Source organism: Stenotrophomonas sp. YJH_SMC_10, from assembly GCF_059371555.1.
The window spans coordinates 219,851-245,602 of the sequence record NZ_JCAFUS010000004.1; the positions used below are offsets into that span (position 1 = coordinate 219,851).

26 protein-coding genes and 1 riboswitch are annotated in these 25,752 nt (G+C 68.8%); of the genes, 13 read left to right on the forward strand and 13 right to left on the reverse strand.

The genetic code is table 11. The features are described 5' to 3' along the window. Positions 1-27 precede the first annotated feature (27 nt). From msrB to AC5P9C_RS08425, 4 genes are all read left to right on the forward strand, one after another. Positions 28-600 carry a peptide-methionine (R)-S-oxide reductase MsrB gene (msrB, locus tag AC5P9C_RS08410; RefSeq protein ID WP_057494288.1) on the forward strand — a complete coding sequence of 191 codons (573 nt, stop codon included), beginning with the start codon at positions 28-30 and terminating at the stop codon, positions 598-600. A gap of 2 nt (positions 601-602) precedes the next feature. After that, complete coding sequence (locus AC5P9C_RS08415) at positions 603-2,372, forward strand: cytochrome c biogenesis protein DipZ (RefSeq protein ID WP_164688878.1); 1,770 nt, start codon at positions 603-605, stop codon at positions 2,370-2,372. Positions 2,373-2,386: 14 nt separating this feature from the next. Then, positions 2,387-3,124, forward strand: a complete 738-nt coding sequence (gene msrA, locus AC5P9C_RS08420) for a peptide-methionine (S)-S-oxide reductase MsrA (RefSeq protein WP_049465073.1) — start codon at positions 2,387-2,389, stop codon at positions 3,122-3,124. Positions 3,125-3,334: 210 nt separating this feature from the next. Beyond that, positions 3,335-4,783 (forward strand): aminotransferase-like domain-containing protein, encoded by a 1,449-nt coding sequence (locus AC5P9C_RS08425; RefSeq protein WP_495205147.1) that lies wholly within the window; start codon positions 3,335-3,337, stop codon positions 4,781-4,783. Positions 4,784-4,858: 75 nt separating this feature from the next. Here the strand turns inward: AC5P9C_RS08425 and bioD are convergent, their stop codons facing one another. Next, positions 4,859-5,542 (reverse strand): dethiobiotin synthase, encoded by a 684-nt coding sequence (gene bioD, locus AC5P9C_RS08430; protein ID WP_414615186.1) that lies wholly within the window; start codon positions 5,540-5,542, stop codon positions 4,859-4,861. A 68-nt stretch (positions 5,543-5,610) separates the two neighbouring features. Here bioD and AC5P9C_RS08435 point away from each other — a divergent pair, with 68 nt between their 5' ends. Continuing rightward, the gene (locus tag AC5P9C_RS08435) at positions 5,611-6,093 is read left to right on the forward strand and encodes a GAF domain-containing protein (RefSeq protein ID WP_032959222.1); all 483 of its coding nucleotides are present in this window, start codon (positions 5,611-5,613) and stop codon (positions 6,091-6,093) included. Next, positions 6,090-6,452: a TfoX/Sxy family protein gene (locus tag AC5P9C_RS08440; protein WP_049465052.1), complete on the forward strand. Its 363-nt coding sequence runs from the start codon at positions 6,090-6,092 to the stop codon at positions 6,450-6,452. The genes AC5P9C_RS08435 and AC5P9C_RS08440 overlap by 4 nt, the downstream gene beginning before the upstream one ends. Positions 6,453-6,542: 90 nt before the next feature. Here the strand turns inward: AC5P9C_RS08440 and AC5P9C_RS08445 are convergent, their stop codons facing one another. Next, a complete protein-coding gene (locus AC5P9C_RS08445) occupies positions 6,543-7,121 on the reverse strand; it encodes a histidine phosphatase family protein (protein WP_049465051.1) in 579 nt (192 codons plus the stop codon). Between the two features lie 142 nt (positions 7,122-7,263). Beyond that, a riboswitch (cobalamin riboswitch) is annotated at positions 7,264-7,487 on the forward strand. 115 nt (positions 7,488-7,602) lie between these two features. On the opposite strand from AC5P9C_RS08445, the gene btuB reads away from it, so the two are divergent. Beyond that, positions 7,603-9,444, forward strand: a complete 1,842-nt coding sequence (gene btuB / locus AC5P9C_RS08450; protein ID WP_343542980.1) for a TonB-dependent vitamin B12 receptor — start codon at positions 7,603-7,605, stop codon at positions 9,442-9,444. A 237-nt stretch (positions 9,445-9,681) separates the two neighbouring features. On the opposite strand, the gene gph is transcribed toward btuB, so the two are convergent. The 3 genes from gph to AC5P9C_RS08465 all read right to left on the reverse strand — a co-directional run bounded on the left by gph (position 9,682) and on the right by AC5P9C_RS08465 (position 12,126). Then, complete coding sequence (gene gph / locus AC5P9C_RS08455) at positions 9,682-10,344, reverse strand: phosphoglycolate phosphatase (RefSeq protein WP_049465047.1); 663 nt, start codon at positions 10,342-10,344, stop codon at positions 9,682-9,684. A gap of 64 nt (positions 10,345-10,408) precedes the next feature. Further along, positions 10,409-11,200, reverse strand: coding sequence for a class I SAM-dependent methyltransferase (locus AC5P9C_RS08460; protein WP_049465045.1), 792 nt, complete (start codon positions 11,198-11,200; stop codon positions 10,409-10,411). Continuing rightward, positions 11,197-12,126 carry a LysR family transcriptional regulator gene (locus AC5P9C_RS08465; protein ID WP_049465043.1) on the reverse strand — a complete coding sequence of 310 codons (930 nt, stop codon included), beginning with the start codon at positions 12,124-12,126 and terminating at the stop codon, positions 11,197-11,199. The genes AC5P9C_RS08460 and AC5P9C_RS08465 overlap by 4 nt, the downstream gene beginning before the upstream one ends. A 108-nt stretch (positions 12,127-12,234) precedes the next feature. Here AC5P9C_RS08465 and AC5P9C_RS08470 point away from each other — a divergent pair, with 108 nt between their 5' ends. Together AC5P9C_RS08470 and AC5P9C_RS08475 are read left to right on the forward strand one after the other, a co-directional pair. After that, positions 12,235-12,873, forward strand: a complete 639-nt coding sequence (locus AC5P9C_RS08470) for an NAD(P)-dependent oxidoreductase (protein ID WP_043398852.1) — start codon at positions 12,235-12,237, stop codon at positions 12,871-12,873. Positions 12,874-12,964: 91 nt separating this feature from the next. Next, the gene (locus AC5P9C_RS08475; RefSeq protein WP_343541513.1) at positions 12,965-13,876 is read left to right on the forward strand and encodes an MBL fold metallo-hydrolase; all 912 of its coding nucleotides are present in this window, start codon (positions 12,965-12,967) and stop codon (positions 13,874-13,876) included. Between the two features lie 269 nt (positions 13,877-14,145). Here AC5P9C_RS08475 and dinB read toward each other — a convergent pair whose 3' ends face one another. Then, the gene (gene dinB / locus AC5P9C_RS08480) at positions 14,146-15,240 is read right to left on the reverse strand and encodes a DNA polymerase IV (protein ID WP_057494279.1); all 1,095 of its coding nucleotides are present in this window, start codon (positions 15,238-15,240) and stop codon (positions 14,146-14,148) included. A gap of 191 nt (positions 15,241-15,431) precedes the next feature. On the opposite strand from dinB, the gene fabA reads away from it, so the two are divergent. Then, positions 15,432-15,947 carry a 3-hydroxyacyl-[acyl-carrier-protein] dehydratase FabA gene (gene fabA, locus AC5P9C_RS08485; RefSeq protein WP_049464516.1) on the forward strand — a complete coding sequence of 172 codons (516 nt, stop codon included), beginning with the start codon at positions 15,432-15,434 and terminating at the stop codon, positions 15,945-15,947. Next, complete coding sequence (gene fabB / locus AC5P9C_RS08490) at positions 15,947-17,155, forward strand: beta-ketoacyl-ACP synthase I (protein WP_313226787.1); 1,209 nt, start codon at positions 15,947-15,949, stop codon at positions 17,153-17,155. Before fabA ends, fabB begins: the two co-directional genes overlap by 1 nt. A 37-nt stretch (positions 17,156-17,192) precedes the next feature. On the opposite strand, the gene AC5P9C_RS08495 is transcribed toward fabB, so the two are convergent. The 3 genes from AC5P9C_RS08495 to AC5P9C_RS08505 are packed head-to-tail and all read right to left on the reverse strand — an operon-like array spanning position 17,193 to position 19,635. Further along, complete coding sequence (locus AC5P9C_RS08495; protein ID WP_057494278.1) at positions 17,193-17,876, reverse strand: HAD family hydrolase; 684 nt, start codon at positions 17,874-17,876, stop codon at positions 17,193-17,195. Further along, on the reverse strand, positions 17,873-18,574 hold the full coding sequence (locus tag AC5P9C_RS08500; RefSeq protein ID WP_343541518.1) for a pseudouridine synthase: 702 nt from the start codon (positions 18,572-18,574) through the stop codon (positions 17,873-17,875). The genes AC5P9C_RS08495 and AC5P9C_RS08500 overlap by 4 nt, the downstream gene beginning before the upstream one ends. Next, entirely contained in the window at positions 18,571-19,635 is a 1,065-nt protein-coding gene (locus AC5P9C_RS08505; RefSeq protein ID WP_074725502.1) for a class I SAM-dependent methyltransferase, read from the reverse strand. The genes AC5P9C_RS08500 and AC5P9C_RS08505 overlap by 4 nt, the downstream gene beginning before the upstream one ends. A gap of 158 nt (positions 19,636-19,793) precedes the next feature. On the opposite strand from AC5P9C_RS08505, the gene AC5P9C_RS08510 reads away from it, so the two are divergent. Continuing rightward, complete coding sequence (locus AC5P9C_RS08510) at positions 19,794-20,057, forward strand: hypothetical protein (RefSeq protein WP_005407925.1); 264 nt, start codon at positions 19,794-19,796, stop codon at positions 20,055-20,057. Between the two features lie 82 nt (positions 20,058-20,139). Here the strand turns inward: AC5P9C_RS08510 and AC5P9C_RS08515 are convergent, their stop codons facing one another. Both AC5P9C_RS08515 and AC5P9C_RS08520 read right to left on the reverse strand, forming a co-directional pair. Then, positions 20,140-20,430 (reverse strand): DUF3247 family protein, encoded by a 291-nt coding sequence (locus AC5P9C_RS08515; protein WP_053462065.1) that lies wholly within the window; start codon positions 20,428-20,430, stop codon positions 20,140-20,142. A gap of 43 nt (positions 20,431-20,473) precedes the next feature. Continuing rightward, entirely contained in the window at positions 20,474-22,462 is a 1,989-nt protein-coding gene (locus AC5P9C_RS08520; RefSeq protein WP_057494275.1) for a hybrid sensor histidine kinase/response regulator, read from the reverse strand. Positions 22,463-22,706: 244 nt separating this feature from the next. Here AC5P9C_RS08520 and AC5P9C_RS08525 point away from each other — a divergent pair, with 244 nt between their 5' ends. After that, positions 22,707-23,273, forward strand: coding sequence for a DUF3016 domain-containing protein (locus tag AC5P9C_RS08525; RefSeq protein ID WP_343541521.1), 567 nt, complete (start codon positions 22,707-22,709; stop codon positions 23,271-23,273). A gap of 70 nt (positions 23,274-23,343) precedes the next feature. Here the strand turns inward: AC5P9C_RS08525 and alr are convergent, their stop codons facing one another. Both alr and AC5P9C_RS08535 read right to left on the reverse strand, forming a co-directional pair. Beyond that, positions 23,344-24,414, reverse strand: a complete 1,071-nt coding sequence (alr, locus tag AC5P9C_RS08530) for an alanine racemase (RefSeq protein WP_057494274.1) — start codon at positions 24,412-24,414, stop codon at positions 23,344-23,346. Further along, positions 24,393-25,697: a D-amino acid dehydrogenase gene (locus AC5P9C_RS08535; protein WP_032959242.1), complete on the reverse strand. Its 1,305-nt coding sequence runs from the start codon at positions 25,695-25,697 to the stop codon at positions 24,393-24,395. The genes alr and AC5P9C_RS08535 overlap by 22 nt, the downstream gene beginning before the upstream one ends. Positions 25,698-25,752 lie beyond the last annotated feature (55 nt).

Below are 25,752 nucleotides of genomic sequence, written 5' to 3' on the forward strand. Positions count from 1 at the left end.
CCCCGTCGCCCCTTCCCGGAGTCCGCCATGTCCCTGTCCCGCCGCCATCTGCTGGGCCTGGGCGGTGTTGCCACCGCCGCCGGCCTGCTCGGCCTGGGGGCCTGCAGCCGCGCCGCCACGGCCGCCGCCGAAGCGCGTCCGTCGCGACAGTTCGAGATCATGCACAGCGATGCCGAGTGGCGCCAACGCCTGACCCCGGCGCAGTACGCGGTGCTGCGCCAGCAGGCGACCGAGCGCCCCTACAGCAGCCCGCTCAACAAGGAGCACCGGCAGGGCACCTTCGCCTGCGCCGGCTGCGCGCTGCCGCTGTTCTCCTCGTCCACCAAATTCGAGAGCGGCACCGGCTGGCCCAGCTTCTGGGCACCGCTGCACAACGCCATCGGCGAAGACCGCGACGTGACCTTCGGGATGCTGAGGGTGGAGGTGCACTGCCGCCGCTGCGGTGGCCACCTCGGCCACGTGTTCAACGACGGCCCGCGCCCGACCGGGCTGCGCTACTGCATGAACGGTGCGGCGATGGTGTTCGTTCCCGGCGCCACGGATGGCACCGCCGACGGCTGGCGGGTGCCGGTCGGTTCTTCTCCTGTTTCCGGAGCCTGACCATGCTGCTGTTGCTGCTTGCCTACCTGGGGGGCGCGCTGACCCTGCTCAGCCCGTGCATCCTGCCGGTGCTGCCGTTCGTGTTCGCGCGTGCCGACCGACCGTTCCTGCGCAGCACGCTGCCGCTGCTGCTGGGCATGGCGCTCACCTTCACCGTGGTTGCCAGCCTGGCCGCGGTCGGCAGCCAGTGGGTGGCGCAGGCCAACCAGGTCGGACGCTGGATCGCCCTGCTGCTGATGGCGCTGTTCGCGCTGGCCCTGCTGTGGCCGCGACTGGCCGACCACCTGCTGGCACCGTTCCAGCGCGTGGGCGCCCGCCTGAGCGCGCGTGCCGATGCCGCCGACGCGGCGGGACGGGGCGGTGCGTGGACATCGCTGCTGATCGGCATCGCCACCGGCCTGCTGTGGGCGCCCTGCGCGGGGCCGATCCTTGGCCTGGTGCTGACCGGTGCCGCCCTGCATGGCGCCAGCGTGGGGACCAGCACCCTGCTGCTGGCGTATGCGCTGGGCGCGATCACTGCGCTGGCGCTGGCGGTGTGGGTCGGCGGCCGCGTGTTCCGTGCGCTGCAGGCGCGGCTTGGCCTCGGCGATGCGCTGCGCAAGGGGCTGGGCGTGGCCGCCCTGCTGGCGGTGGTGGCGATCGGCCTGGGCTGGGATACCGGCCTGCTGACCCGTCTTTCCACGGTCAGCACCGCCCGCATCGAGCAGGGCCTGCTGGATGCGGTACCCGGCGCGCAGCCGTCGGCACCGCCGATGATGATGATGGCCGGGGCCAACGCCGCTGCCGATGCACCGCTGCCGGTGGAAGGCACCCTGCCCGCGCTGGACGGTGCCACCGGCTGGCTCAACAGCCCCCCGCTGGCAGCCCAGCAGCTGCGCGGCAAGGTCGTGCTGATCGATTTCTGGACCTACTCCTGCATCAACTGCCTGCGCGCGATGCCGTTCGTGCACGAATGGGAGCGCCGCTACCGCGACCACGGCCTGGTGGTGATCGGCGTGCACACGCCGGAGTTCGCCTTCGAGCGTGACCCGCGCAACGTGATGAAGGCGGTGCAGCAGCTGAAGGTCGAGTACCCGGTGGCGCTGGACAACCAGTACACGATCTGGCGCGCGTTCAACAACCGCTACTGGCCGGCGCAGTACTTCGTCGACGCACAGGGCAACATCCGCGGCCACCAGTTCGGTGAAGGCAACTACGCGCGCTCGGAACAGATGATCCGTCGCCTGCTGGCCGACGCCGGGCAGACGAACCTGCCGCCGCCCGCCGATCCCGCTGCCGCCGAGCTGAAGGGCGTGGCCGCGCAGGCCGACATGAGCAACCTGCGCTCGCCGGAAACCTACCTGGGCCACGCCCGTGCCGAGCAGTTCGCCTCGCCCGGCGGGCAGCGCAGCGACGCCGCGTTCGACTACACGCTGCCGGCCAGCCTGGCGTTGAACCAGTGGGGACTGTCCGGGCGCTGGACCATCACCGACGAGGCCGCACAGCTGCAGCAGGCTGGCGGCCGCATCGCCTTCCAGTTCCATGCCCGCGACCTGCACCTGGTGCTGGCACCGGGCCAGGAAGGAACGCCGGTGCGCTTCCGCGTCTGGCTGGATGGCAAGCCGCTGCCCGCCGCCGACGCCGGCAGTGATGTCGGTGCCGATGGCAGTGGCGTGGTCGACGAGCACCGCCTGTACCAGCTGGTGCGCCAGCGCGGCACGGTCGGCCCGCACCGCTTCGAGATCGAGTTCCTCGATGCGGGCGTGCAGGCCTATGCCTTCACCTTCGGTTGAACCGGGAGGACATGATGAAACTCTCCTTTGAACAGGGCATCGCCGCCGGTGTGGCCGGCCTGGTGGCCACGGCCTTGATTGCCGGCGTGCTGCTGGTCGACCACGGCGCGGCTGCGGCACCGGTCGAAGCCAGCGCGCAGATCCAGGCACTGCCGGCCCCCACCGGCGATGCGGCGTTCCGCGATGACGCGACCCACGCCAGCGTGGTGTTCGCCGGTGGTTGCTTCTGGGGCGTGCAGGGCGTGTTCCAGCACGTCAAGGGCGTGAGCAACGCGGTCTCCGGCTATATCGGTGGCAGTGCGGCCAATGCGCGTTATGAGCACGTCAGCGGTGGCCAGACCGGCCATGCCGAAGCAGTGAAGATCGACTACGACCCGCGCCAGGTCAGCTACGGGCAGCTGATGCAGGTGTTCTTCTCGGTCGCGCACGACCCGACCCAGCTCAACCGCCAGGGGCCCGACCACGGCAGCCAGTACCGCTCGGCGATCTTCAGCGATGACGCCCGCCAGCAGGCCGCCAGCCGCGCCTACATCACCCAGCTCGGCCAGGCCGGCAGCTACCGCGCACCGATCGTCACCCAGCTGGTCAGCGGCCAGCGCTTCTACCCGGCCGAGAGTTACCACCAGAACTACATGACCAACTACCCGCAGGCGGCCTACATCCGCTACTACGACGCACCGAAGCTGGCGGCCCTGGCCAAGCAGTTCCCGGCGCTGTACCGGCGCGAGGCGGTGCTGGTGCCGATGCGGTAACGACCTGGGTAGCGCCTTCTGCTGGCCGGCAACCGCACTGTTCCGGATCCCGGGATGGCCGGCCAGCGGCCGGCACTACCCAAAAAAAGACGCACGGCCATCCAGCCGTGCGCTTGGAAAATACCGGCCACGCCCCGATCAGGCCCGGCCGACGACAACATGCTAGGCTCGCCATCATCACGGGTACAGCACCAGATGGCGGGATCTTCGATGGATACAGATGACCAGGCCACGATGATTCCTCCCCGCTACCAGCGGCTGTCCGATGAACTGGCCGAGGCCATCCATGGCGGACGTCTTCCGGTCGGCAGCCGCCTGCCCTCGCTGCGGCAGATGGCCTCGCAGCGCAGGCTCAGCCTGAACACCGTGATTGCCGCCTACCGCCAGCTGGAAGATGCCGGTCTGGTGATTCCGCGGCCCAAGGCCGGCTTCGAGGTGGCGCCGCGGTTATCGGTACCGGAACGGTCACTGCGCGATGTGCCCTCGGCCCCGACCGCACCGCTGCAGCAGGTACTCATGGCGCGGGTGCTGGAGGCACAGCGCCGCCCGGGCGTGGTCGACCTGGCCTTCGCCGGCCCGCGCGGTCGGCAGTTCTACCCGGGCGCGCAGGTGGCCCGTCACACCGCGCAGGTGCTGCGCCATGGCCAGCAGACGGTGGAGACCTACGCGCGCCCGAACGGCTCGCCACGCCTGCTGGCGCAGATCGTGCGGCGTGGCCCGCGCATGGGGCTGCATACCCACAGCGAGCGCCTGCTGTTGACCCATGGTGCGATGGAGGCCCTGCAGCTGGCCCTGCGCGCGGTGACCGAACCGGGCGACGCGGTGGGCATCGAGGCGCCCTCCTACTTCAACCTGTACCCGTTGCTGGCCAACCTCGGCCTGCAGGCCATCGAGCTGCCCACCCATCCGCAGCACGGCCTGGAGGTCGATGCGCTGGAGGCGATGCTGGAGCACACGCCGCTGGCCGCACTGGTGGTGATGCCCACCGTGCACAATCCGCTGGGCTGTACCATGCCGACCGCCGCCAAGCAGCGCCTGGCCGAGCTGGTCAATGCACGCCAGCTGCCGCTGATCGAGGATGCGGTGTATGCCGAGCTGCAGTTCTGCGAGCCACCGGCTCCGTTGCTGAAAGCCTTCGATCGCGACGGCTGGGTGATGGTCGTGGGAGGCTTTTCCAAGACGCTGGCGCCGGATTACCGCATCGGCTGGCTGGATGGCGGCCGCTTCGCCGAACGCATCGCGCTGCTGAAATTCCAGTCCACCGGCGGCGAGCCACAACTGCTCGGCGATGCGGTCGCGGCGTATCTGGAGGCGGGCAGCTACGAGCATCACCTGCACCGCATGCGCCGGCTGTACCGCGAACAGGTGGGACGGCTGCGCCAGCTGGTGGCCGAACACTTCCCGGCCGGGACCCGCGCGACCGAACCGCAGGGCGGCTTCCTGCTCTGGCTGGAACTGCCGGGCGTGGACACGCGCGAGCTGTTCGAGCGAGCGCTGCAGGAGGACATCGTGTTCATGCCCGGCCAGGTGTACTCGCGCGGTGCGCGCTATCGCCACTGCCTGCGCCTGTCGTGCTGCCAGACGCTGGATGCGCGCTTCACCGGTGCGGTGGAGCGGCTGGGTGCGATCCCACGGGAGCTGGCGGCTGCAGCACGGTAGTGCCGGCCGCTGGCCGGCACCATCGGGATCACCGGGTGGATGCAGTTGCCGGCCAGCGGCCGGCACTACCCAGGATCAATCGAGCAGGTGCGCGCTCAGCGCTTCGCCGTCCGCCCCCGGCAGATGGGGCAGCCGTCCCCAGCACGGCATCGGCAGCCGCTGCCGCAGCGTGGCGATGTTCTCGTCCTGGCGCTGCATGGCCGGATCGATGTGGTTGCCGATCCAGCCCAGGCACTCCACGCCACTGGCCTGCAGCGACTGCGCGGTCAGGCGCGCATGGTTGACGCAGCCCAGCCGCATGCCCACCACCAGCAGCACCGGCAACTGCAGTGCACGTACCAGGTCGAGCTGGTCCAGCGTGGCCGAGACCGGTGCCAGCCACCCACCGACGCCCTCCACCACCACGATGTCGGCCTGCGCGCGCAGTCGCGCGAACGCGGCCACGATCCGCGTCAGTTCCACCTGCACGCCGTCCTCGGCAGCGGCCAGCTCCGGTGCCAGCGGCTGCCGCAGCGCGTACGGGTTCAGATCGGCATAGTCCGGCACCGGCCGGCTGGCCGCCTGCAGGGCCAACGCGTCCTCGTTGCGCAGGCCCTGCCCCAGGTCTTCGCTGCCACTGGCCACCGGCTTCATGCCCACCGCGCGCAGGCCGCGCCGCCGCAGCGCATGCAGCAGCGCGGTGCTGGCCGCGGTCTTGCCGATTTCGGTGTCGGTGCCGGTGATGAACAGGGCGGGCGGCAGCGTAGCGGGCAACGGCATCGATGGGCTCCAACAGGGCAACAGAGCGTGCATTATCGCCGGCCCGGCGCGCTTGCTAGACTGCGGGCATGTTCGCCAATGCCTCGCTCACCGGCAGCAAGCCGGAACAATACGCCCAGCTGCTGGAACAGGCCCGTGGCCTGGTCTACGCCGAGTCCGACCGCATCGCCAACGCGGCCAACCTCTCCGCACTGGTCTACCACGCCCTGCCCGACCTGAACTGGGTGGGCTTCTACCTTTACGACGGCAAGGAACTGGTGGTCGGCCCGTTCCAAGGCCTGCCGGCCTGCGTGCGCATCCCGCTGGACAAGGGCGTGTGCGGTGCCGCCGCCAGCCAGCGCGTGACCCAGCGCGTGGACGACGTCGATGCCTTCCCCGGCCACATCGCCTGCGATTCGGCCTCGCGCTCGGAACTGGTGGTACCGCTGCTGCGCGGTGATGAACTGATCGGCGTGTTCGACATCGACAGCCCGAAGATCGGCCGCTTCGACGCCGATGACCAGGCCGGCCTGGAAGCCATCGCCCGGGTATTCGTCGAGGCGCTGGGATGAGCGCACCCAAGCTGCGCAACATCGGCCCCAAGAGCGCGGCCTGGCTGCGCCAGGTCGGCCTGCGCAGCCGCGAGGATCTGGTCGCGATCGGTGCGGTGGGCGCCTTCGTCAAGGTCAAGCGCGCCGGCTTCAAGCCCAGCCTGAACCTGCTGTACTCGCTGGAAGGCGCGTTGCTGGACTGCCACTGGCAGGAACTCAGCGAGCCGCAGCGTGAGGCGCTGGTGCAGGATTACGAAGCACGCATCGCCGCGCATCCGCTGAAGGCGGCCGGCCCCGCCTCGGGCCCGGTGCACGAACAACGCTTCGATGCCGACGATGACGCTGAAGACAGCGTTGCCGAGGATGCAGACGAGGATTGACGGCCTGGTAGTGCCGGCCGCTGGCCGGCAACTGCATGATCTTCGCAGCGTTCCCGAGGCTGCCGGCCAGCGGCCGGCACTACCGAGGGGTTACGGCTGCTGCAGTTCCAGCAGCTCGCCTGCCAGCCCGGCTTCGCCACGTTCCAGCCATACCCGCAGGCGCGTGCCGTGGTCGATGCGCAGCGCCCAGCACAGCGACATCGGCAGGCCGCAGACCTGCGACAGCACCATGCGCAGCGGGCCACCATGGCTAACCACCAGCGTCGGCACCGGATCATCCTCGTCCAGCAGGCGGTCGAGCGCGCGCGCGATGCGCCGCTCGAAGTGGCCCCAGCTTTCGCCGTTCGGCGGTGGGAACGCATGCGGATCGGCGTGGAAGGCAGCGAGTGCATCCTCCGGCAGGTCGAACAGCGACTGCCCGTCCCAATCGCCGAAATCCAGCTCTTCCCATTCCTCGTCTGCTTCCACGTCCAGCCCGCGCGGGGTGGCCAGGGCCATCGCCGTGTGCAGCGAGCGCAGCCGCGGCGAACTGATCACCCGCTCCCAGGGCTGCGCGGCGTAGGCATCGACCAGTTCCTGCGGCAGGCGGGCCAGCTGCGGTGGATCGCTGCGGCCATCGAGGAACTCATCGCGACCGTTGCCGGCATGGCGGACCAGGTCGAGGATCATGCGCGCGTCCTGTACAGGCAACGCGGGAACAGCGGAAAACAGGCGGACATCGGCAACGGCACCACGGGATCAAGGGGCCATTCTAAAGGCATGGCAAAGGCAGTCGAGCAAGCGCGGCGCTACGGGCCGCCTGCGATGCCGTAGACTGCGCGCACTTCCAGGTGACCTGCGGCCACGGCCGGCAGGTTGAAACGGGAAGCCGGTGACGCGTGATTCCACGCCATGCCGGCGCTGCCCCCGCAACGGTAAGCACGTCAGTTCCAGGCAACAACGCCACTGTGCCCTGTGCATGGGAAGGCGCCTGGACGGTGGCCCCCCGGCCACCCGGCGGCAAGCCCGGAGACCGGCCCGGAAGCCTCAGGTCGCGATGCGGTGGGCATGGCGCTGGATGACCGCAGCCTGCGCTGCGGCGTCGGCGCATGCCTGCCTTCGCGGCTCCTCCCCTTCGCCACGCGGGCGTGCGTGGCACCTGGAGTTCCCCATGAAGCTGCAGTCCCGAATGCTGTCCCTGGCCGTGCTGGCCGCCCTGCCCGCGCTGGTCCAGGCCGCCGATGACACCACCGCGCTCGACCAGATCCTGGTCACCGCCACCCGCACCCCGATCGCCCTGCAGGACAGCATCGCGCCGGCGCAGGTGATCGACCGCGCCCAGATCGAATCCAGCCAGGCCACTTCACTGCAGGAACTGCTGCGCGGCCGCGCCGGCATCAACCTGACCAATGCCGGCGGGCTGGGCAAGCAGAGCTCGCTGTTCCTGCGCGGCACCAACTCGGGCCACACCGTGGTGCTGGTCGATGGCGTGCGCATCAACAGCGCCGACCTCGGCCTGGCGATGTACCAGGACCTGCCGCTGGCGCAGATCGAGCGCGTGGAGATCGTGCGTGGCCCGCAGTCCAGCCTGTACGGTGCCGACGCCATCGGCGGCGTGATCCAGATCTTCACCCGCCGCACCCCGGGCGATTTCGCGCCGCACTTCCAGCTCGGCGGTGGCAGCAACGGCCTGCGCGAGGCCAGCGGCGGCATCGGCGGCGGTACCGAGCGCGGCTGGTTCGGCGCCGACATCGCCTACCAGCATTCTGATGGCATCGATGCCTGCCGCGGCTCGGCAACGCTGTTCACCGGTTGCTTTGCCGACGAACATGACCGCGACGGCTACCGCAACCTGTCCAAGAGCCTGCGCGGCGGCTACACCTTCAACGACCAGTGGAGCGTGGAAGGCAGCGCACTGCGTGCCGACGGCAAGAACCACTACGACGGCTACTACAACTACTCGGAAACCCGTCAGCAGGTGCTGGCCGGCAAGGTGCGCTACACCCCGTCCGAGCGCCTGGCATTGACCGCCAATGTCGGCCGCAGCGACAACGAGTCGGACAACGTCGGCGACTTCGGTGCGCGTGGCAGTGCGCAGACCCACCGCGACAGCGCCTCGCTGCAGGGTGACATCGGCTTGGCCGAGGGCCAGCTGCTGAGCACCGGTGTGGACTGGAGCCAGGACAACCTGGATGGCAGCAGTGCCGGCTATCTGGTCGACAGCCGTCGCAACACCGGCGTGTTCGTGCAGTACCAGGGCCGCTTTGGTCGCCACCAGCTACAGGCCAGTGCGCGCAACGACGACAACCAGCAGTTCGGCAACCATGCCACCGGCAGTGTCGGCTGGGCGATGGAACTGGGACACGGCCTGCGCGTCAATGCCAGCTACGGCACCGCGTTCAAGGCGCCGACCTTCAGCGACCTGTACGACCCGTGGAGCGGCGTGCCGACGTTGAAGCCGGAGAAGTCCAAGAGTGCCAACCTGGGGGTTTCGCAGCAGGGCCAGGGCTGGCATTGGGGCCTGGATGTGTACGAGACCCGCATCGATGACCTGATCACCTACGATGCGTCGACGTTCAGGATGCAGCAGGTGGAGAAGGCGCGCATCCGCGGCGCCGAACTGACCGGTGGCATGCTGCTGGCCGGCTTCGACCTCAACGCGCAGCTGAGCTACACCGACCCGCGCAACCGCACCCGCGGCAGCAGCCAGTTCGACAAATGGCTGCCGCGTCGTGCACAGCAGACTGCGCGCCTGGACATCGATCGCCGCTTCGGGGACTTCCGTGCCGGCCTCACCGTGCAGGGTGCGGGCAAGCGCTATGACGACGCCTCGAATGCGGTGAAGGTGGGCGGCTACGGTACGCTGGATGTTCGCGCCGAATACGCATTGACGCCGTCGTGGTCGCTGCTGGCGCGCGCTGCCAACGTGTTCGACCGCCGCTATGAAACAGTGGCGTGGTTCAACCAGCCCGGTCGCGAGTACCAGCTGAGCGTGCGTTACCAGCCGAAATGACCGCGACGGTCATGGTGGTGCCGGCCAGCGGGCGGCAACATCATGACCTTCGGCGACGTCCTCGGGGTTGCCGGCCAGCGGCCGGCACTACCCGTTGCGTTGGCCCTGGGTTGCCGGCCAGCGGCCGGCACTACCCGATGCGTTGGCCCTGGGTTGCCGGCCAGCGGCCGGCACTACCTGTTGCGTCGGCCTTGGGTTGCCGGCAAGCGGCCGGCACCACCTGTTGCGTTGGCTGGGTTACCGGCCCGCGGCCAACCCCGGCAACTCACGCAGGTCGTCGATCACTGCCACCGCATGCGCGCTGGCCAGATCCAGGCCGCGCGGGTAGCCGTAGCGCACCAGCGCGATCGGCATGCCGGCCTCTTCGGCGGCGCGGTAGTCGGTCAACGAATCTCCCACCATCAGGCAGGCGTCCACCGGCAGCGCGAAATGCGTAGCGATGTGCCGCAGCGGTTCGCCACTGGGCTTGCGCTGCGGCAGCGAATCGCCCCCCAGTACCAGCGCGAACGCATCACCAATGCCCAGGTGCTGCAGCAGAGGCGGCACCAGTGCTTCGGGCTTGTTGGTGCAGATCGCCAGTGGCACGTCGCGCGCGCGCAGCTGCGCCAGTGCGTCGGCCACGCCATCGAACAGGCGCGGGCTGCGCAGCAGGCACTCGCGGTAGTGCACCATGAAGACCGGCATCACCTCGGCCAGGTCGACCTCACGACCGGCGGCGTGCACGGCCTGTTCGACCAGGCGGCGCACGCCGTCGCCGATCCAGCCGAGCACGGTGGCTTCCGGCACGCGTGCCATGCCGATGTCTTCCAGCGTGCGGTTCAGTGCTTCGGCGATATCAGCTGCGCTGTCGACCAGCGTGCCATCAAGGTCGAACACGACCAGCGGATAGGGATACGACAAGGGACGGCACCTGCACGACGTGGGGCCGCCCATTGTACGCCGCTGGTTTCTGCGCCGATCCGCCTCAGCCGATCCGGCGCGCGCGGGTGGCCAGGAACGTGGGCAGGTAGCGGTCGATCAGGAAGCGCGGCTGCGGCTGCCAGTCTTCCATGAAGCGATCGATGACGAACCCCGCATCCAGCTGGCCGCCGATCAATTCGGTCAGGCTGTGGCCAAAGGTCAGCGCATCGCCGCGGGCGAGTTTCGCCTCACGTTCGGCGGCGGGCAGGTCTTCCAGGTCCGAATAGGGAATGGCGTACTGCGGCCGGATCAGGCCCTGCGCATCGAGCTGCGGATCGCGCGCACCGACGAACAGCACCGGGTTGTAGAAGCTGGCCATCAACATGCCATCGCGCGCGAGCACGCGCCGGCATTCGGTCCAGACCGGGCGCACGTCGGGCACGTACAGATTGGAAATGGGGTGGAACACCACATCGAAGCTGTCATTGGCAAATACGTGCAGGTCGCGCATGTCGCCCTGCACCGTGCGCAGCCGCAGGCCGTCGCGCGCCGCCACGCTGCGGTCCTGTTCCAGCTGCCCGTCGGACAGGTCGAACACGGTGACGTCGGCCCCGGCCGCCGCCAGCACCGGTGCCTGCTGGCCACCGCCCGAGGCCAGGCACAGCACCCGGCGGCCGCGCACATCGCCCAGCCAGTCCAGCGGCAGGGCGCGGGGCGTCAGGTGCACCTGCCAACGCCCTTCGCGCGCGGCGGCAATCGTTGAACTCTCCACCGGGCGCGACCATTCGCGCACTTCGCTGGCCTGGCGGTCCCAGGCAGCACGGTTGTGGTCGATCAAGGCCTGTCCATGGTTCATGTGTTCTCCTTGCCCGGTGGGCGCCAATCCAGATCCTGGAAGGCCGGGCTGGCGAAGCACTCGGCCAGGTAGTCCAGGAATCGCCGCATGATAGCGGGCTGCTGGCGGCGTGACGCGTACACGGCATGAATACCGAGTTCGTCCAGACTGAACGCAGGCAGCAGTTCGATCAGTTCACCGCTGCGCAGCAACGGTGCCACCTGGTAGGTCGGCAGCATGGCGATGCCGGCACCGGCCCGCACCGCCTCCAGCAGCAGCGAGGCCTCGTTGGCACTGATGTTGCCGCCCACCGCCACCGACAGCGAACGGCCATCGCGGTGCAGCTGCCACAGGCTCTTGCCGACGTAATGGTGGGTCAGGCAGTTGTGCGCGGCCAGGTGCTCGGGGGCGGTGGGCGTGCCGCGTGCCTGCAGGTACGACGGCGTTGCGCACAGTACCGAGCGGCAGGTGGCCAACCGCCGCGCGATCAGGCTGGGGTCGATCTGGCGCGCGATGCGCACCGCCAGGTCCACCCGCTCCTCCACCAGGTTCACCATGCGGTCGACCAGCAGCAGCTCGATGCGCGCGGCAGGATGGCGCGCAACAAAGCCGGCAACGGCCCGTGCCAGGTGGCTCTGCCCGAACGACACGCTGGCGGTGACCCGCAGCGTGCCGTGTGGCTCGGGATCGTCGCTGGCCAGCTCGCCCTGCAGTTCCTCACCGATCGCCAGCATCTGGCGGAAGCGCGCCAGCGCCGCCTCGCCCGGGCCGGTCAGGCTGACCCGGCGCGTGGTCCGGTGCAGCAGGCGCGCGCCCAGCCAGGCCTCGACCTCGGCCAGGTAGCGGCTGACCATCGCCCGCGACATGTCCAGCACCTCGGCGGCCGCGGTCAGGCTGCCACGCTCGGCCACTTCGACGAACACGGTCATGGCGGTCAATCGGTCCATATGCTCGATCCATGCAACAAACAAGCGCGTTATACGCTGTTTTTCGGCCGACTGCAGGGCCCTAGAGTGGCCCCATTCCCACCCCACACCGCCCCACGGAGTCCTGCCATGAAGATCGCCCTCGTTGGTTCCACCGGCAACATCGGCCGCCAGATCGCCCGCCACGCGCTGGCCCGCGGCCACGAACTCACCGTCATCGTGCGCAGCGCGCAGGACCTCCCGGCTGAACTGGCCGGTGCGCATCCAGTGGTCGCCTCGCTGGACGACCTGGATGCGCTGGTCGCCGCCATTGCCGGCCACGACGTGCTGGCCAGTGCCTACGGCCCGCGCCCCGGCGATGACATCGGCCGTGTGGGCGAGGTCGCCGCGCAGCTGGCCGCCGCCGCACGCAAGGCCGGCGTGCCGCGCCTGGTGGTGGTCGGTGGTGCCGGCAGCCTGGAAGTCGCGCCCGGCGTTCAGCTGGTCGATACCCCCGACTTCCCGGAGGCCTACAAGCCGTACGCGCTGGCCCATCGCGAGGCGTTCAACCGCCTGCAGGCAGTGGACGACCTGGACTGGACCTTCTTCTCGCCGGCCGCCGAAATCGGCCCGGGCGAAGAGCGCGGCCAGTACCGCGTGCAGCCCAAGGCCTTCCTCGCCGATGCCAGCGGCCACAGCCGCATCAGCTACGCCGACTACGGTGCAGCGTTCGTCGCCGAGCTGGAAGCACACCAGTACCCGAAGCAGATCATCACGGCCGCGTATTGATCCACGCACGTCCCTTGTAGAGCAGAGCCCGCGCTCGGCTCTACGCGAACATGCAGCCGGGCATTGGCCCGGCTCTACACAAGGAATTCCCATGCGTACCGCTGCCCTGCTGCTCCCCCTCGCCCTGGCCGCCAGCTTCACCAGTGCACCGCTGCTCGCCGCACCGGCCACCCCGGCGCCGGCAGCGGCGACGAAATCCCAGCTGCACCTGCAGACCTTCCATCCCGGCCCGCAGGCGATGTTCTCGGTCTCCTCGGTGCTGATCGAAGGCCGCCACGACGCGATCCTGGTCGATGCGCAGTTCGGTGCCAGCGACGCGCGCAAACTGGTCGAACGGATCCGCGCCAGCGGCAAGCAGCTGACCACGATCTACATCAGCCACGGCGATCCGGACTACTACTTCGGCCTGGCCACCGTGCAGGACGCCTTCCCGCAGGCACGCATCGTCGCCACCGCGCAGACCGTTGCGCATATCCGGCAGACGCAGGCCGGCAAGCTGGCCTACTGGGGACCGAAGATGGGAGCCGATGCGCCGGCGCGCATCGTCGTGCCGCAGGTGCTGGACGGTGATGCCCTGCAGCTGGAAGGCCAGCGCCTGCCGCTGATCGGCCTGGACGGCCCGACCCCGGACCGCACCGTGCTGTGGGTGCCGTCGCTGCGCGCGATCGTTGGTGGCATTCCGGTGGTGGCCGGCGAGCACGTGTGGATGGCCGACACGCAGACGCCGAAGTCGCACACCGACTGGCTGCAGACCCTGCAGCGACTGCAGGCACTGAAGCCGAAGGTGGTGGTGCCGGGGCACTACGCGCCGGGTGCGGCGCTGGATGCCAGTGCACTGCGCTTCACTGCGGACTACATCCGCACGTTCGATGCCGAAACGGCAAAGGCCAAGGACAGTGCGGCGCTGGTGAAGGCGATGCAGTCGCGCTACCCGACGCTGGCCGGCGTGGCGTCGCTGGAGCTGAGTGCAAAGGTGGCCAAGGGCGAGATGCAGTGGCCATGAGGTAGGGCGTTTTCTTTTGCAGGGCTGCGCCCTGCACCTGCAGAGGCAACAGCAACAGCCGAAGCAACAGCAACAGCTGGCTATCCGTGGGATGGCGAGGTGGGTCCGGTTGCGGGGGACGCCGTGAATCCGTCCATGGAGGCTCGGTCGCGCCATCCATGGCGCTCACGCCCCCGCAACCGGACCCACCCCGCCTTCGACAGATATCGGCAATCTACTGGGGTCGGATCCCGTTGCTGCGCAACGGGCGCTGACCCCGCCTTTGACGATCAGAGGGATGTGGACTCGTTCGGTCCGTGCTCGAACAACTCCCCCTGCACCACCGCCTCCTTCTCGCGGAAGCCGCCGAGCCCGACGCCAACCAGGCGGTAACGGGTCTCCGCCGGCAGGTCGACGCGGGCGCGCAGGGCCAGCGCGATGTCGCGCAGTTCTTCCATCGATTCCGGCGCGCGCTCCGGGGTGAAGCTGCGGGTGAGGATGCGGAACTGCGCGGTCTTCAGCTTCAGCACCACGGTATGGCCGACACGCTCGGTCTTGCGGGTGGCCTTCCAGGTCTTCTCCGCCAACTGCACGATTGCCTCGGTCAGGTCTTCCAGCAGCAGGTCTTCGGCGAAGGTGTCCTCCGAGGAAATCGACTGCACCTGCTGGTCCGGCTCCACCGGCCGCTCGTCGATGCCGCGCGCCCGGTTGTACAGGCTGCGCCCGAAACTGCCGAACGCCTCTTCCAGATCGGTCAATGCCCATTGCCGCAGGTCGCCGCAGGTGACGATGCCGCGCGCGGCCAGCTTGCCCTCCATCACCTTGCCCACGCCAGGCACCCGCTTCACCGGCAGCGGCAACAGGAACGCGTCCACCCGCTGCGGTGGAATCACGAACTGGCCATCCGGCTTGCGCCAGTCCGACGCGATCTTGGCCAGGAACTTGTTCGGCGCGATCCCGGCTGAAGCAGTCAGGTGGGTTTCCTCGCGGATCTGAGCGCGGATGGTGCGCGCGATGTCGGTGGCCAGCTCGATGCCACTCTTCGGCTCGGTCACGTCCAGGTAGGCCTCGTCCAGCGACAGCGGTTCGACCAGGTCGGTATGCCGCAGGAAGATCGCGCGTACCTGCTGTGACACCGCCTTGTAACGCGCGAAATCCGGCGGTACGAAAATCGCGTCCGGGCACAGGCGCTCGGCGCGCACCGCGGGCATCGCCGAACGCACGCCGAACACGCGTGCCTCGTACGAGGCCGCACACACCACCGAACGCGCGCCGCGCCATGCCACAACCACCGGCTTGCCGCGCAGTGACGGATCGTCGCGCTGCTCCACCGACGCGTAGAACGCGTCCATGTCAACGTGGATGATCTTGCGCAGTCGGGTCATGTCGGGCGGAAAAGACGGGGGCGGGCCAGGCAGGCCACACGCCGAAGTATGGTCGTTGCACATCAACAGGATGCGCGTATTCCCTTGAAAACTCTACGGTTGCGTACGGTTGAAATGTTTGATCGGCACAGTTTCCACGGGCATCCTCGAGAACTTGTTTCCCCGTTTCCCCGCTTCCAGGATTGTGCTTCATGACCCGTCTCCACGCGTTCAACCGCGAACAGCTGCTGGCCAGCGCACGCGGTGAACTGTTCGGCACCGCCGCCGGCCGTTTGCCCAACGATCCGATGCTGATGTTCGACCGCATCACCGACATCCACGAGGACGGCGGACCGCACGGCAAGGGCATGGTACGCGCCGAGCTGGATATCCGCCCGGACCTGTGGTTCTTCGGCTGCCACTTCATCGGCGACCCGGTGATGCCCGGCTGCCTCGGCCTGGACGCCATGTGGCAGCTGACCGGCTTCTTCCTGACCTGGCTGGGGGCCCCTGGCAAGGGCCGCGCGCTGGGCTGTGGCGAAGTGAAATTCACCGGCCAGGTACTGCCGGACGCCAAGCGGGTGCGCTACGAGATCGACATCAGCCGGGTCATCAACCGCAAGCTGGTGATGGCCCAGTCGGACGCCCGCATGTACGTGGATGACCGCGAGATCTACAGCGCGCGCGACCTGCGCGTCGGCCTGTTCACTGAAACCGGGAGCTTCTGATGCGTCGCGTCGTCATCACCGGCATGGGCATCACGTCCTGCCTCGGCAATGATCTGGATACCGTATCGTCTGCGCTGCGCGAAGGGCGCTCGGGTATCACCCAGCTGGCCGACCACGCCGAGGCCGGGCTGCGCAGCCAGGTCGGCGGCCGTGTCGACCTCGACCTGGACGCACTGATCGACCGCAAGCAGAAGCGCTTCATGAGCGATGCGGCAGCCTTCGCCTACCTGTCCATGCGCGATGCCATCGCCGACGCCGGGCTCAGCCCCGAGCAGGTCAGCCACCTGCGTACCGGCCTGATTGCCGGCTCCGGCGGCGGCTCCAGCGAATGGCAGATCGGTGCCGTCGACCTGCTGCGCGAACGGGGCGTGCGCAAGGTCGGCCCGTACATGGTGCCGCGCACGATGTGCTCGACGGTCTCGGCCTGCCTGGCCACGGCCTACCAGATCAAGGGCGTCAGCTACTCGCTGTCGGCCGCCTGCGCGACCTCGGCGCACTGCATCGGCGCCGCCGCGGACATGATCCGCCACGGTGCGCAGGACATCATGTTCGCCGGTGGTGGCGAAGACCTGCACTGGTCCATGAGCGTGATGTTCGACGCGATGGGCGCGCTGTCGACCAGCTTCAACGACACTCCGGCCAGCGCCTCGCGCCCGTACGACAAGGATCGCGACGGCTTCGTCATCGCCGGTGGCGGCGGCATGCTGGTGCTGGAGGATTACGACCACGCCGTCGCACGCGGCGCGCGCATCCATGCCGAGCTGATCGGCTATGGCGTGACCTCCGATGGCGCCGACATGGTGGCGCCCTCCGGTGAAGGCGCGGTGCGCTGCATGAAGATGGCACTGCAGGGCGTCGACCGCCCGCTGGATTACCTCAACACCCACGGCACCTCGACCCCGCTGGGCGATGTCACCGAGCTCAACGCGATCCGCGAAGTATTCGGCGACGCGGTGCCGCCGCTGTCCTCGACCAAGGCGCTGTCCGGCCATTCACTGGGTGCGGCCAGCGTGCACGAGGCGATCTACTGCCTGCTGATGATGCGCGACGGCTTCGTGGCCGGTTCGGCCAACATCGCCGAGCTGGACCCGAAGGTGGTGGATTTCCCGATCCTGCGCGAGAGCCGCGCACAGAAGCTGGACACGGTGATGTCCAACAGCTTCGGCTTCGGTGGCACCAACGCGGCGCTGGTGTTCGGTCGGGTGTGATGGGGCAGGCGTGCCGACCAGCGGTCGGCACCCACCGTTACCTCGGCAGCAACGGCAGCAGCAACGCGTGCGCATCCACCAGCGAGCCGACGATGCGGTGGCCCAGTGCGCGCAGATCTTCATCCGGATGTACCAGGTCCGGCACCTGGATCACGGTCATTCCCGCCGCCAGTGCAGCGCGCGTGCCGGCCGGTGAATCTTCCAGCGCCAGGCAACGTTCTGGCGCCTGGCCCAGCCGCTGCGCGGCCAGCAGGTAGATGTCCGGCGCCGGCTTCGGCCGCGCCACGTCGCCACTGGTGATCACCGCATCGAAATACGGCAGCAGGCCGGCAGCGGCCAGCTTGCGGCCGGCCCGCGGCTGCCGCGTGGTGGTGGCCACCGCACGCGGGATCGCATGTGCCTTCAGCAGCTCCAGCAGCTCCAGGATGCCCGGACGCAACGGCAACCCGGTCTGCGTACGTGCTTCATACAGGTCGTGGCAACGTGCGGCCACCGCATCGATCACGCTGTCCTCGATGCCCTGCGCGCGCAGCAGCGCGTGCGAATCGCGGTCGCCGAGGCCGACCATGCGCAGGAACACTGCCTCGTCCAGGCCCAGCCCGAATTCATCGGCGGCCTGGCCCCAGCAGGCCAGCGAGACACGCTCGCTGTCGATCATCAGGCCGTCCATGTCGAAGATGACGGCGTCGGGAAGAAACGGCAGCGCAGCGATGGGGGTCATGGAGCGAACAGCGTATCCAGGTCGGTAGGGGTGAGCTGCCGCCATTGCCCTTCGTCCAGCCCCTGCAGGTCCAGCCCGCCGACGCGGCTGCGGTGCAGGGCCTGCACGTGGTTGCCGGTGGCGGCGAACATGCGGCGTACCTGATGGTAACGACCTTCGTGCAGCACCAGGCGCGCGCGACGCACATCCAGAACTTCGAGTTCAGCCGGCAGCAGGGGCGTCTTCTCGGACTCCAGCATCAGCGTGCCGCTGGCGAACAGCGCCACTTCATCACCGCGCAGGTCGTCGCTCAACTCGACCTCGTAGACCTTGGGCAGCTTCGATTTCGGCGAGATGATCCGGTGCAGCAGGCCACCATCATCGGTCAGCAGCAGCAGGCCACTGGTCTCGCGGTCGAGGCGGCCCACCGTGGACAGCACCGGGTCGCGGTCGCGGAAGCGCGGCGGCAGCAGGTCGTAGATCAGGCGACCGGTGTCCTTGGTCGAGCAGGTGTAGCCGGCCGGCTTGCGCAGCGCGATCGACAGGCCCACCGGCGGATCCAGCGGCTCGCCATCGACCCGGATGGCCTCATGCGGCACCTGGTCGTCGGCGTACAACACCTCGCCGTCGGCGTCGGTGATGCGGCCTTCGCGGAACAGCCACTGCACCTGCTTGCGGCTGCCATAGCCCAGGTTGGCGATGTGCTTGACCAGCTTCACTTGCCCTTCCCCTTCACCGCTTCGACCAGCTTGAACCCGTCGCGCTCGGCGACCACGCGCACCGCACCGAAACTGTCGTTGAGGGTGTGCTCGTACGGCAGGTGGCGGTTGGCCACCACGTACAGGCGCCCACCCGGGCGCAGCGCCTGCGCGGCCACGGCGATGAAGCGCTGGCCGATGTCCGGGCGGTCGGCGCGCGACGGCGTGTGGAACGGCGGATTGCTGATGATCACGTCGTAACCCGGCTCGATGCCGGTGGTGACGTCCTGCCACAGGAAGCGCAGCGGCAGCGCGCGCGGCGGCGGCGCCAGGTTCAGCTCGGCCAGTGCCAACGCGCGCTGCTCGGCCTCGTAAAGGTCCAGCGCGGTGATCTTCGGGCAGCGTTCCAGCAACTCGCGCGACAGATAGCCGTAGCCGGCGCCGAGGTCGGCGGCGCGGCCGGCCAGGTCGGGCGGCAGGTGCTCGGCCAGCAGCGCCGACGCCGGATCGATGCGATCCCAGGCGAACACGCCCGGGCGGCTGAGGAAGCGGCCACCGACGATCGGGCGCACCGCATCCAGCGCCGACCAGCGCTTGGCCAGCTCGGCATCGTGCTGGCCCTGCATCGGGGCGGTCCAGTACACGCGGCAATGGTTCTTGGTCAGGCTGCCGCCGAGGCCGGTCAGCTGCCTGAGGTCACCCTCGCCGGAGCGTGCGCCTTCGTTGTTGGACTGGCAGGCGACGATGCGGCCCCCTTCGGCGACCAGCGCCAGCGCGCGGGCGAACAGCGCACGGGCTTCTTCGCGCTGGCGCGGCGGCAGCACCAGCACCAGCGGGTAGCGGCCCTTGCCGGCCCCATCCTCCAGCTGGCCACTGACGGTCCAGCCGGCGGCATGCTGCAGCGGCTGCGCGAACGGGGCAAAGCTCTGTTCGCAGTGCAGCTCGCGGTGGCCGGCCACTTCGCGCAGCGGCCAGCCGTCGCGGGCACGCAGGAAGGCCACCGGGCCCTCCGGCCAGCGCAGGGCGCCTTGGGAGAACGGCAGGAGCAGGGTCTGCAGGGGGGCGTCGTCGCTGGAGGCCATCGGCGCGGGGTACTTCAAGCGTGAGGGCCGACCATTGTACCGGCTCGGCCAGGCAGCCCCGCCCAGGGCGCTTTGCGAAACCCGAACGGGGCCTTGATCTGCCAGCAACATTGAAACGTTCAGGGTAGAGGCTCCCCCCGGAACCCAGGAGAACCTGCATGCGAGCCTTGTTCGTCGGTGGCGTGGTCGACAACAGTGAAATGGACCTGGAAGGCAGCCATCCGCCCGTGCATTACCCCGAAGACACCGGCGGCGGCCACTCGCGCTACCGGCTGCACCAGGTCGGCCATGGGGCCGACGGCAGCGTGGCCTATGCGGTGTATGGCGCGCCGGACCTGGCCGATGACGAGGTAGCCCGGGTGGCGGAAGAACGCGCCTACGCGCGCCGGTTCGAAGCGACGCCGACCTTGTTCGAGCACTGAGCCCAGCAGCCACGCATGGCGTGGCTCTACTGCAACCTCTGGTAGATCCACGCCATGCGTGGATGGGCCCAGCAGGCTGCCGTCAGACCCTCGGCGGCAACCTGCGGATGCTGGCAATCTCGTCCAGCCACACATGGTGCTGCTGCACCGGCGTGTCGTAGTCATCCAGGCGCAACTGCCCGTTGCTGCCTTCATCGCCGGCTTCGTTGCGATACTGCTGCACCGTCGGCCTCACCGCGACGGTGCCGAGCAGTCGACGGCCGTCCTGCAGGATCAGTTCCACCTGCGTCTCGCCGTCGAGCTGCGGCAGCAGGGCTTCCAGGCGCGCGATCTGCGCCGGATCGGTATGGATACGGGGAGCTATGCGGGACATCGGCGACCTCCTGGCTGCAGGATCGCCGATCGTCCGTGAATGCTCAGTGCAGCGCGTTGTCCGCGCGTGGCACCTGCACCTTGCGCACGGCAGCCACCAGCTGCGCTACCGAGTACGGCTTGGCCACATGCTCCTGGAAGCCCGATGCCAGCGCGCGGCGGCGGTCGTCGGCACGCGCCAGTGCAGTCACCGCCACCGCAGGCAAGGTCGCCGCATCCACGCCCATGTCCTCGCGCAGCGTGCGCACCAGGCCATAGCCATCCATGCCCGGCATGCCGATGTCGGTCAGCAGCACGTGGTACTGCAGATGGCCGGTGTCGGCCAGCAGCGCCAACGCCTCGCCGGCCGAGCTGGCCGCGGACACGCTGGCGCCCTGCTCTTCCAGCATGCGGCGCAGGTATTCCAGCACTTCCGGCTGGTCTTCCACCGCCAGCACGTGCATGCCGCGCAGCGGATACGGTTCGACGATCACCGGCTCCAGGATCGGCCCGCTGATGACTTCGCGCAGTGGCCGCCGCTCGGCATCGGGAAGGTGCTGTGGCAGGCGCACGGTGAACGTGGCACCGAGGCCATGCCCTTCGCTGGCCGCCGTGACCGTGCCGCCGTGCAGTTCCACCAGCTGCTGCACGATCGCCAGGCCCAGCCCCAGCCCGCCGTGGCGGCGCGTGGTGGTGCCGTCGGCCTGGCGGAAGCGGCTGAACAGATGATTGAGGAATTCAGGCGCGATGCCGTCGCCGGTGTCGCGCACGGTGATCACCCAGTGATTGCCGTCGGCCTGCAGCTGCAGGTCGATGCGGCCTTCGGCCGGGGTGAACTTGATGGCGTTGGAGAGCAGGTTCCAGAACACCTGCTGCAGGCGCGTGGCATCACCCAGCACCAGGCTGGGCTGCTCGGGCAGCTGCAGGTGCACGTCCAGTGCCTTGCCTTCGGCGACCAGTTCCTGCGCACCAATGGCTTCGCCAAGCACGGTGCGCAGGTCCAGCACTTCCACCTCCAGCTGCACCTTGCCCAGCAGCATGCTGCTGAGGTCGAGCATGTCCGAGATCAGCCGCTTCTGCGCGCCGGCGCTGTTGGCGATCACGTTCAGACCCTTGTACAGCGGACTGGTGTCGTCCACGCGCTGCAGCAGCAGTTCGCTCCAGCCAAGAATGGTGGTCAGCGGCGTACGCAGTTCATGCGACAGCGTGGCCAGGAACTCATCCTTCAGCCGCGCCATGTTTTCCGCGGCACTGCGTGCGGCCCGCTCGGACTGCAACAGCTCCTCGCGGGCCAGTTCGATCTCGCGGCGTTCGGTCACGTCCGGGCTGCTGCCGGCCAGGCCGATGAAGCGGCCCATGCGCGAGAAGCGCGGGCGGGCGTTCATCTCCAGCCAGCGCCATTGGCCATCGGCACGCCGCGCACGCACCAGCGCGTGCATCGAGCGCTGCGCCTTCAACGCCTCCTGGAGTTCGTATTCGAACACCGAGGCGTCGTCCGGATGCACCAGGCCACGCCAGACGTCTTCCGGAACGCGCGTCTCGTCGCCGCCGAAGAACTCGCTGAAAGCGCTGTTGACGAAACGGGCGTGCCCACGCTCATCGAGCACCCACACCGGCATCGGCAGGCCGTCGGCCAGCGCGCTGAAGCGCGCTTCGCTCTCGCCCAGCTCCACTTCCATCTGCTTGCGCGCGGTGATGTCGAAGAACAGGATGCCGACCTTGTCCTCGCCCGGCCGGCCCACGCGCACCGCGTCGACCGCGAACGAACGACCCAGCGCACGCGCTTCCATCTCGAACTGGGCCGGGCGGCCGCTGCGGGCGACCTCGCCATAGATGCGGAACCAGTCCTGCTCATGGTTGGGTTCCAGCGCGGTCATGCGCTGGCCACGCGCGTCCTTCAGGCCGGTATGGCGTTCGAACGCGTCGTTGACCTCGATGAAGCGATAGTCGACCGCACGGTCGCCCTCGAACAGCACCTGGATCACGCAGAAACCGGCGTTGATGCGCTCAAGCACGCCATGATGCAGGTCGGGTTCGGGCGCCGGCACCATCATCGGTGGGCGCTCCACTAGGGGCGGCAGTGTGGACAAGGGCGTCTGGACGGGCCGGGTTGGAGACACAGCATCTTCCAAAGGGCGTATTCACAGCGTCAAGCGCCGTCAGTCATGGTTGACGACGATGAATTGGCGGCAACCGCTCTTGCGTATGTCGCAATCGGCCGTTGCGGCCACCGGAACGCGGGATCACACTCGCTCCGAGAACCGCATCGTCCCCATCGATGGGACGCAGGAGACCGTCATGAACTGCTCATTGGCCACTGCCCTGCTGCTGGCAGGCGCCCTCATGGCCGGCAGCGCGAACGCCGCGCCGCGCGCCGTCACCGATCCGGACGCGCCCCGTGCGCTGCAGGCCAACGGGCCGGTCAGCGTGAAATGGGACGATCCGGCCACATTCACCGAGATCCGCCAGAGCACCAACCGCTTCGAAGCCGAACGCGGCAACTGGGTGCAGCAGCTGGCCAGCTACGTGCAGACCACTGCAGCCAAGCCGCTGCAGCCCGGGCAGACCCTGGACGTGACCCTGGTCGACATCAAGCGCGCCGGCGACTACGAGCCCTGGCACGGCCCGCGAGGCAGCGACATCCGGATCATGCGCGACATCTATCCGCCGCGGATCACCCTGCAGTACACGCTGAAGGACGCCAGCGGCCGCATCGTCGATGAGGGCGAAGCCAAGCTCAGCGACACCGGCTACCTGCACAACCTGGGGCTGAAGAGCGACAGCGATCCGCTGCGCTACGAGAAGCGCCTGATCGACGACTGGGTCAAGCGCGAGCTGAGCACGCGGGCTACCGCTGCACGATGATGGGCAACCGCCGGGCATGGCCCGGCGCCAGCCCTGGTCTTGGCAATGCCGGCCGCTGGCCGGCATTACGTCACTCCTCGTACACCCGCGCCACACGCTTGACCGCGCACGGCAGCTGGTAGGCACTCACGCCACAGCGCGGCGCCAGTTCCGACAGCGTCGGCGCAGCGCCCCACAGTTCCACCACGCTGCCGACGCCGGCCTGCGCGTGCGCAGTCAGGTCCACCGTCAGCATGTCCATCGACACGCGCCCGATCAGTGCGCCGGGCTGGCCATCGATCAATACCGGCGTGCCGTTGGGGGCGAACTGCGGATACCCGTCGGCATAGCCAAGCGCGACCACGCCCACGCGGGTGCGCGCCTTCGCCACGAAGCGCGCGCCATACCCCACCGGCTCGCCGGCCTCGATCCAGCGTTCGGCAATCACCTTCGACTGCATCGTCATCACCGGGCGCAGGCGCTCGGTCAACGCGGTGTCGTCCGGCAGCGGGTTGGCGCCGTACAGCATCAGGCCCGGGCGCACCCAGTCGCTGCGTACATCCGGCCAGCCCAGCAGTGCCGGCGAATTGCATACGCTGGTCTCGCCAGGCAGGCCGTCGATGGCGCGGGCGAAGGTCGCGGCCTGTTCGTGGGTGCGCTCGCTGTCCAGCTCGTCGGCGCGCGCCAGGTGGGTCATCAGTACGATGCGTTCGACCTGCGGCAGCGTCGACAGGCGTGCATGCGCGGCGCGGAAGCTGTCCACGTCCAGGCCCAGGCGATGCATGCCGCTGTCCAGCTTCAGCCACACCGTCAGCGGGCGCGGGCTGGCGAAGGCGGCCAGCGCCTCCACCTGCCACGGCGAACCGACGGCGAACCAGAAATCGTGTTCGGCCACCAGCGCCATGTCGCTGGGCTCGAAGATGCCTTCCAGCAGCAGGATCGGTGCTCGGATGCCGGCCTGGCGCAGCTCCAGCGCTTCTTCGATGGTGGCCACGCCGAAGCCATCGGCCTCGCCTTCCAGCGCCTGCGCACAGCGCACTGCGCCATGCCCATAGGCATCCGCCTTGATGATCGCCAGGGCCTTGCCACCGCCCAGTTCACGGGCAAACCGGTAGTTGCTGCGCAGGGCGCCCAGATCGATCAGCGCGCGGGCAGGACGCATGTGCGGTTCTCGTGTTGCGGCGCGTGACCGTACTGGCCGTAGCGGAAAATATCCAGACCTTCGGTGCTGATCTGCGGCTGGCGCGCGCTCATCAGGTCGGCCAGGTAGCGGCCCGAGCCACAGGCCATGGTCCAGCCCAGCGTGCCGTGGCCGGTGTTGAGGTAGAGATTGCGGAACGGCGTGGCGCCGATCACCGGCGTGCCATCGGGCGTGGCCGGGCGCAGGCCAGTCCAGAACTGCGCGCGCGACAGGTCACCGCCCTTCGGGTAGAGGTCGCTGACCACCAGCTCCAGGGTTTCGCGGCGGCGCTGCGACAGCGACAGGTCGAAACCGGCCACTTCGGCCATGCCACCGACGCGGATGCGGTCGTCGAAGCGGGTCACCGCCACCTTGTAACTCTCGTCGAGGATGGTCGAGGTCGGCGCCATCGCCGGGTCAGTGATCGGCAGGGTCAGCGAATAGCCCTTCAGCGGGTAGACTGGCAGGCGCATGCCCAGCGGTGCCACCAGTGCCGGCGAGTAGCTGCCGAGCGCGACCACGAAGCGGTCGGCGGTTTCCCGCTTGCCGTCGATGCGCACGCCGGTGATGCGGTCGCCCTCAAACTCCAGGCCGGTGATGTCCTGGTCGAAGCGGAATTCGACGCCGGCATCCACGCACATCTGCGCCAGGCGGCGGGTGAACAGCTGGCAGTCGCCGGTCTGGTCACGTGGCAGGCGCAGTGCGCCGACCAGGCCGTCGACATGGGCCAGGGCCGGTTCGGCCTGGATGATGCCGGCGCGGTCCAGCACCTCGTACGGCACGCCGTACTGGGCCAGGATCTCGATGTCCTGCGCCGACGCGTCCAGCTGCTGCTGGGTACGGAACAGCTGGGTGGTACCCAGGTCGCGGCCTTCGAATTCGATGCCGATCTGCGCGCGCAGTTCGTTCAGGCAGTCGCGGCTGTATTCGGACATGCGCACCATGCGCGCCTTGTTGATCGCATAGCGCTCATGCGTGCAGTTGCGCAGCATCTGCCACAGCCAGCGGTACTGGGCCAGGTCCATGCCCGGCTTGATCGCCAGCGGCGCGTGTTTCTCGAACAGCCAGCCGATCGCTTTCTTCGGCACGCCGGGGGCCGCCCAGGGCGAGGTGTAGCCAAACGACAGCTGGCCGGCATTGGCGAAGCTGGTCTCCAGCGCCGGGCCGGGCTGGCGGTCGATCACCGTGACTTCAAACCCGGCCTGTCGCAGGTACCAGGCACTGGTGGTGCCGATCACGCCGCTGCCGAGAACTAGGACTCGCATGGGAATTCTCCAACCCGATCATTCCCTGCACCAGAGCGCGCGGGGACCATAATTG

Excerpts from the sequence above, each read along its gene's own strand:
- AC5P9C_RS08510 (WP_005407925.1), top strand. The coding sequence starts at position 19,794 with ATGCGAGCCTTGTTCGTCGGTGGCGTGGTCGACAACAGTGAAATGGAC.
- AC5P9C_RS08520 (WP_057494275.1), bottom strand. The coding sequence starts at position 22,462 with ATGATGGTGCCGGCGCCCGAACCCGACCTGCATCATGGCGTGCTTGAG.
- AC5P9C_RS08460 (WP_049465045.1), bottom strand. The coding sequence starts at position 11,200 with ATGAACCATGGACAGGCCTTGATCGACCACAACCGTGCTGCCTGGGAC.
- AC5P9C_RS08435 (WP_032959222.1), top strand. The coding sequence starts at position 5,611 with ATGTTCGCCAATGCCTCGCTCACCGGCAGCAAGCCGGAACAATACGCC.
- AC5P9C_RS08495 (WP_057494278.1), bottom strand. The coding sequence starts at position 17,876 with ATGACCCCCATCGCTGCGCTGCCGTTTCTTCCCGACGCCGTCATCTTC.
- fabA (WP_049464516.1), top strand. The coding sequence starts at position 15,432 with ATGACCCGTCTCCACGCGTTCAACCGCGAACAGCTGCTGGCCAGCGCA.
- btuB (WP_343542980.1), top strand. The coding sequence starts at position 7,603 with ATGAAGCTGCAGTCCCGAATGCTGTCCCTGGCCGTGCTGGCCGCCCTG.
- AC5P9C_RS08465 (WP_049465043.1), bottom strand. The coding sequence starts at position 12,126 with ATGGACCGATTGACCGCCATGACCGTGTTCGTCGAAGTGGCCGAGCGT.
- msrB (WP_057494288.1), top strand. The coding sequence starts at position 28 with ATGTCCCTGTCCCGCCGCCATCTGCTGGGCCTGGGCGGTGTTGCCACC.
- AC5P9C_RS08470 (WP_043398852.1), top strand. The coding sequence starts at position 12,235 with ATGAAGATCGCCCTCGTTGGTTCCACCGGCAACATCGGCCGCCAGATC.
- AC5P9C_RS08515 (WP_053462065.1), bottom strand. The coding sequence starts at position 20,430 with ATGTCCCGCATAGCTCCCCGTATCCATACCGATCCGGCGCAGATCGCG.
- msrA (WP_049465073.1), top strand. The coding sequence starts at position 2,387 with ATGAAACTCTCCTTTGAACAGGGCATCGCCGCCGGTGTGGCCGGCCTG.
- AC5P9C_RS08445 (WP_049465051.1), bottom strand. The coding sequence starts at position 7,121 with ATGATCCTCGACCTGGTCCGCCATGCCGGCAACGGTCGCGATGAGTTC.
- AC5P9C_RS08525 (WP_343541521.1), top strand. The coding sequence starts at position 22,707 with ATGAACTGCTCATTGGCCACTGCCCTGCTGCTGGCAGGCGCCCTCATG.
- alr (WP_057494274.1), bottom strand. The coding sequence starts at position 24,414 with ATGCGTCCTGCCCGCGCGCTGATCGATCTGGGCGCCCTGCGCAGCAAC.
- bioD (WP_414615186.1), bottom strand. The coding sequence starts at position 5,542 with ATGCCGTTGCCCGCTACGCTGCCGCCCGCCCTGTTCATCACCGGCACC.
- AC5P9C_RS08415 (WP_164688878.1), top strand. The coding sequence starts at position 603 with ATGCTGCTGTTGCTGCTTGCCTACCTGGGGGGCGCGCTGACCCTGCTC.
- fabB (WP_313226787.1), top strand. The coding sequence starts at position 15,947 with ATGCGTCGCGTCGTCATCACCGGCATGGGCATCACGTCCTGCCTCGGC.
- AC5P9C_RS08440 (WP_049465052.1), top strand. The coding sequence starts at position 6,090 with ATGAGCGCACCCAAGCTGCGCAACATCGGCCCCAAGAGCGCGGCCTGG.
- AC5P9C_RS08475 (WP_343541513.1), top strand. The coding sequence starts at position 12,965 with ATGCGTACCGCTGCCCTGCTGCTCCCCCTCGCCCTGGCCGCCAGCTTC.
- AC5P9C_RS08505 (WP_074725502.1), bottom strand. The coding sequence starts at position 19,635 with ATGGCCTCCAGCGACGACGCCCCCCTGCAGACCCTGCTCCTGCCGTTC.
- AC5P9C_RS08535 (WP_032959242.1), bottom strand. The coding sequence starts at position 25,697 with ATGCGAGTCCTAGTTCTCGGCAGCGGCGTGATCGGCACCACCAGTGCC.
- dinB (WP_057494279.1), bottom strand. The coding sequence starts at position 15,240 with ATGACCCGACTGCGCAAGATCATCCACGTTGACATGGACGCGTTCTAC.
- AC5P9C_RS08425 (WP_495205147.1), top strand. The coding sequence starts at position 3,335 with ATGGATACAGATGACCAGGCCACGATGATTCCTCCCCGCTACCAGCGG.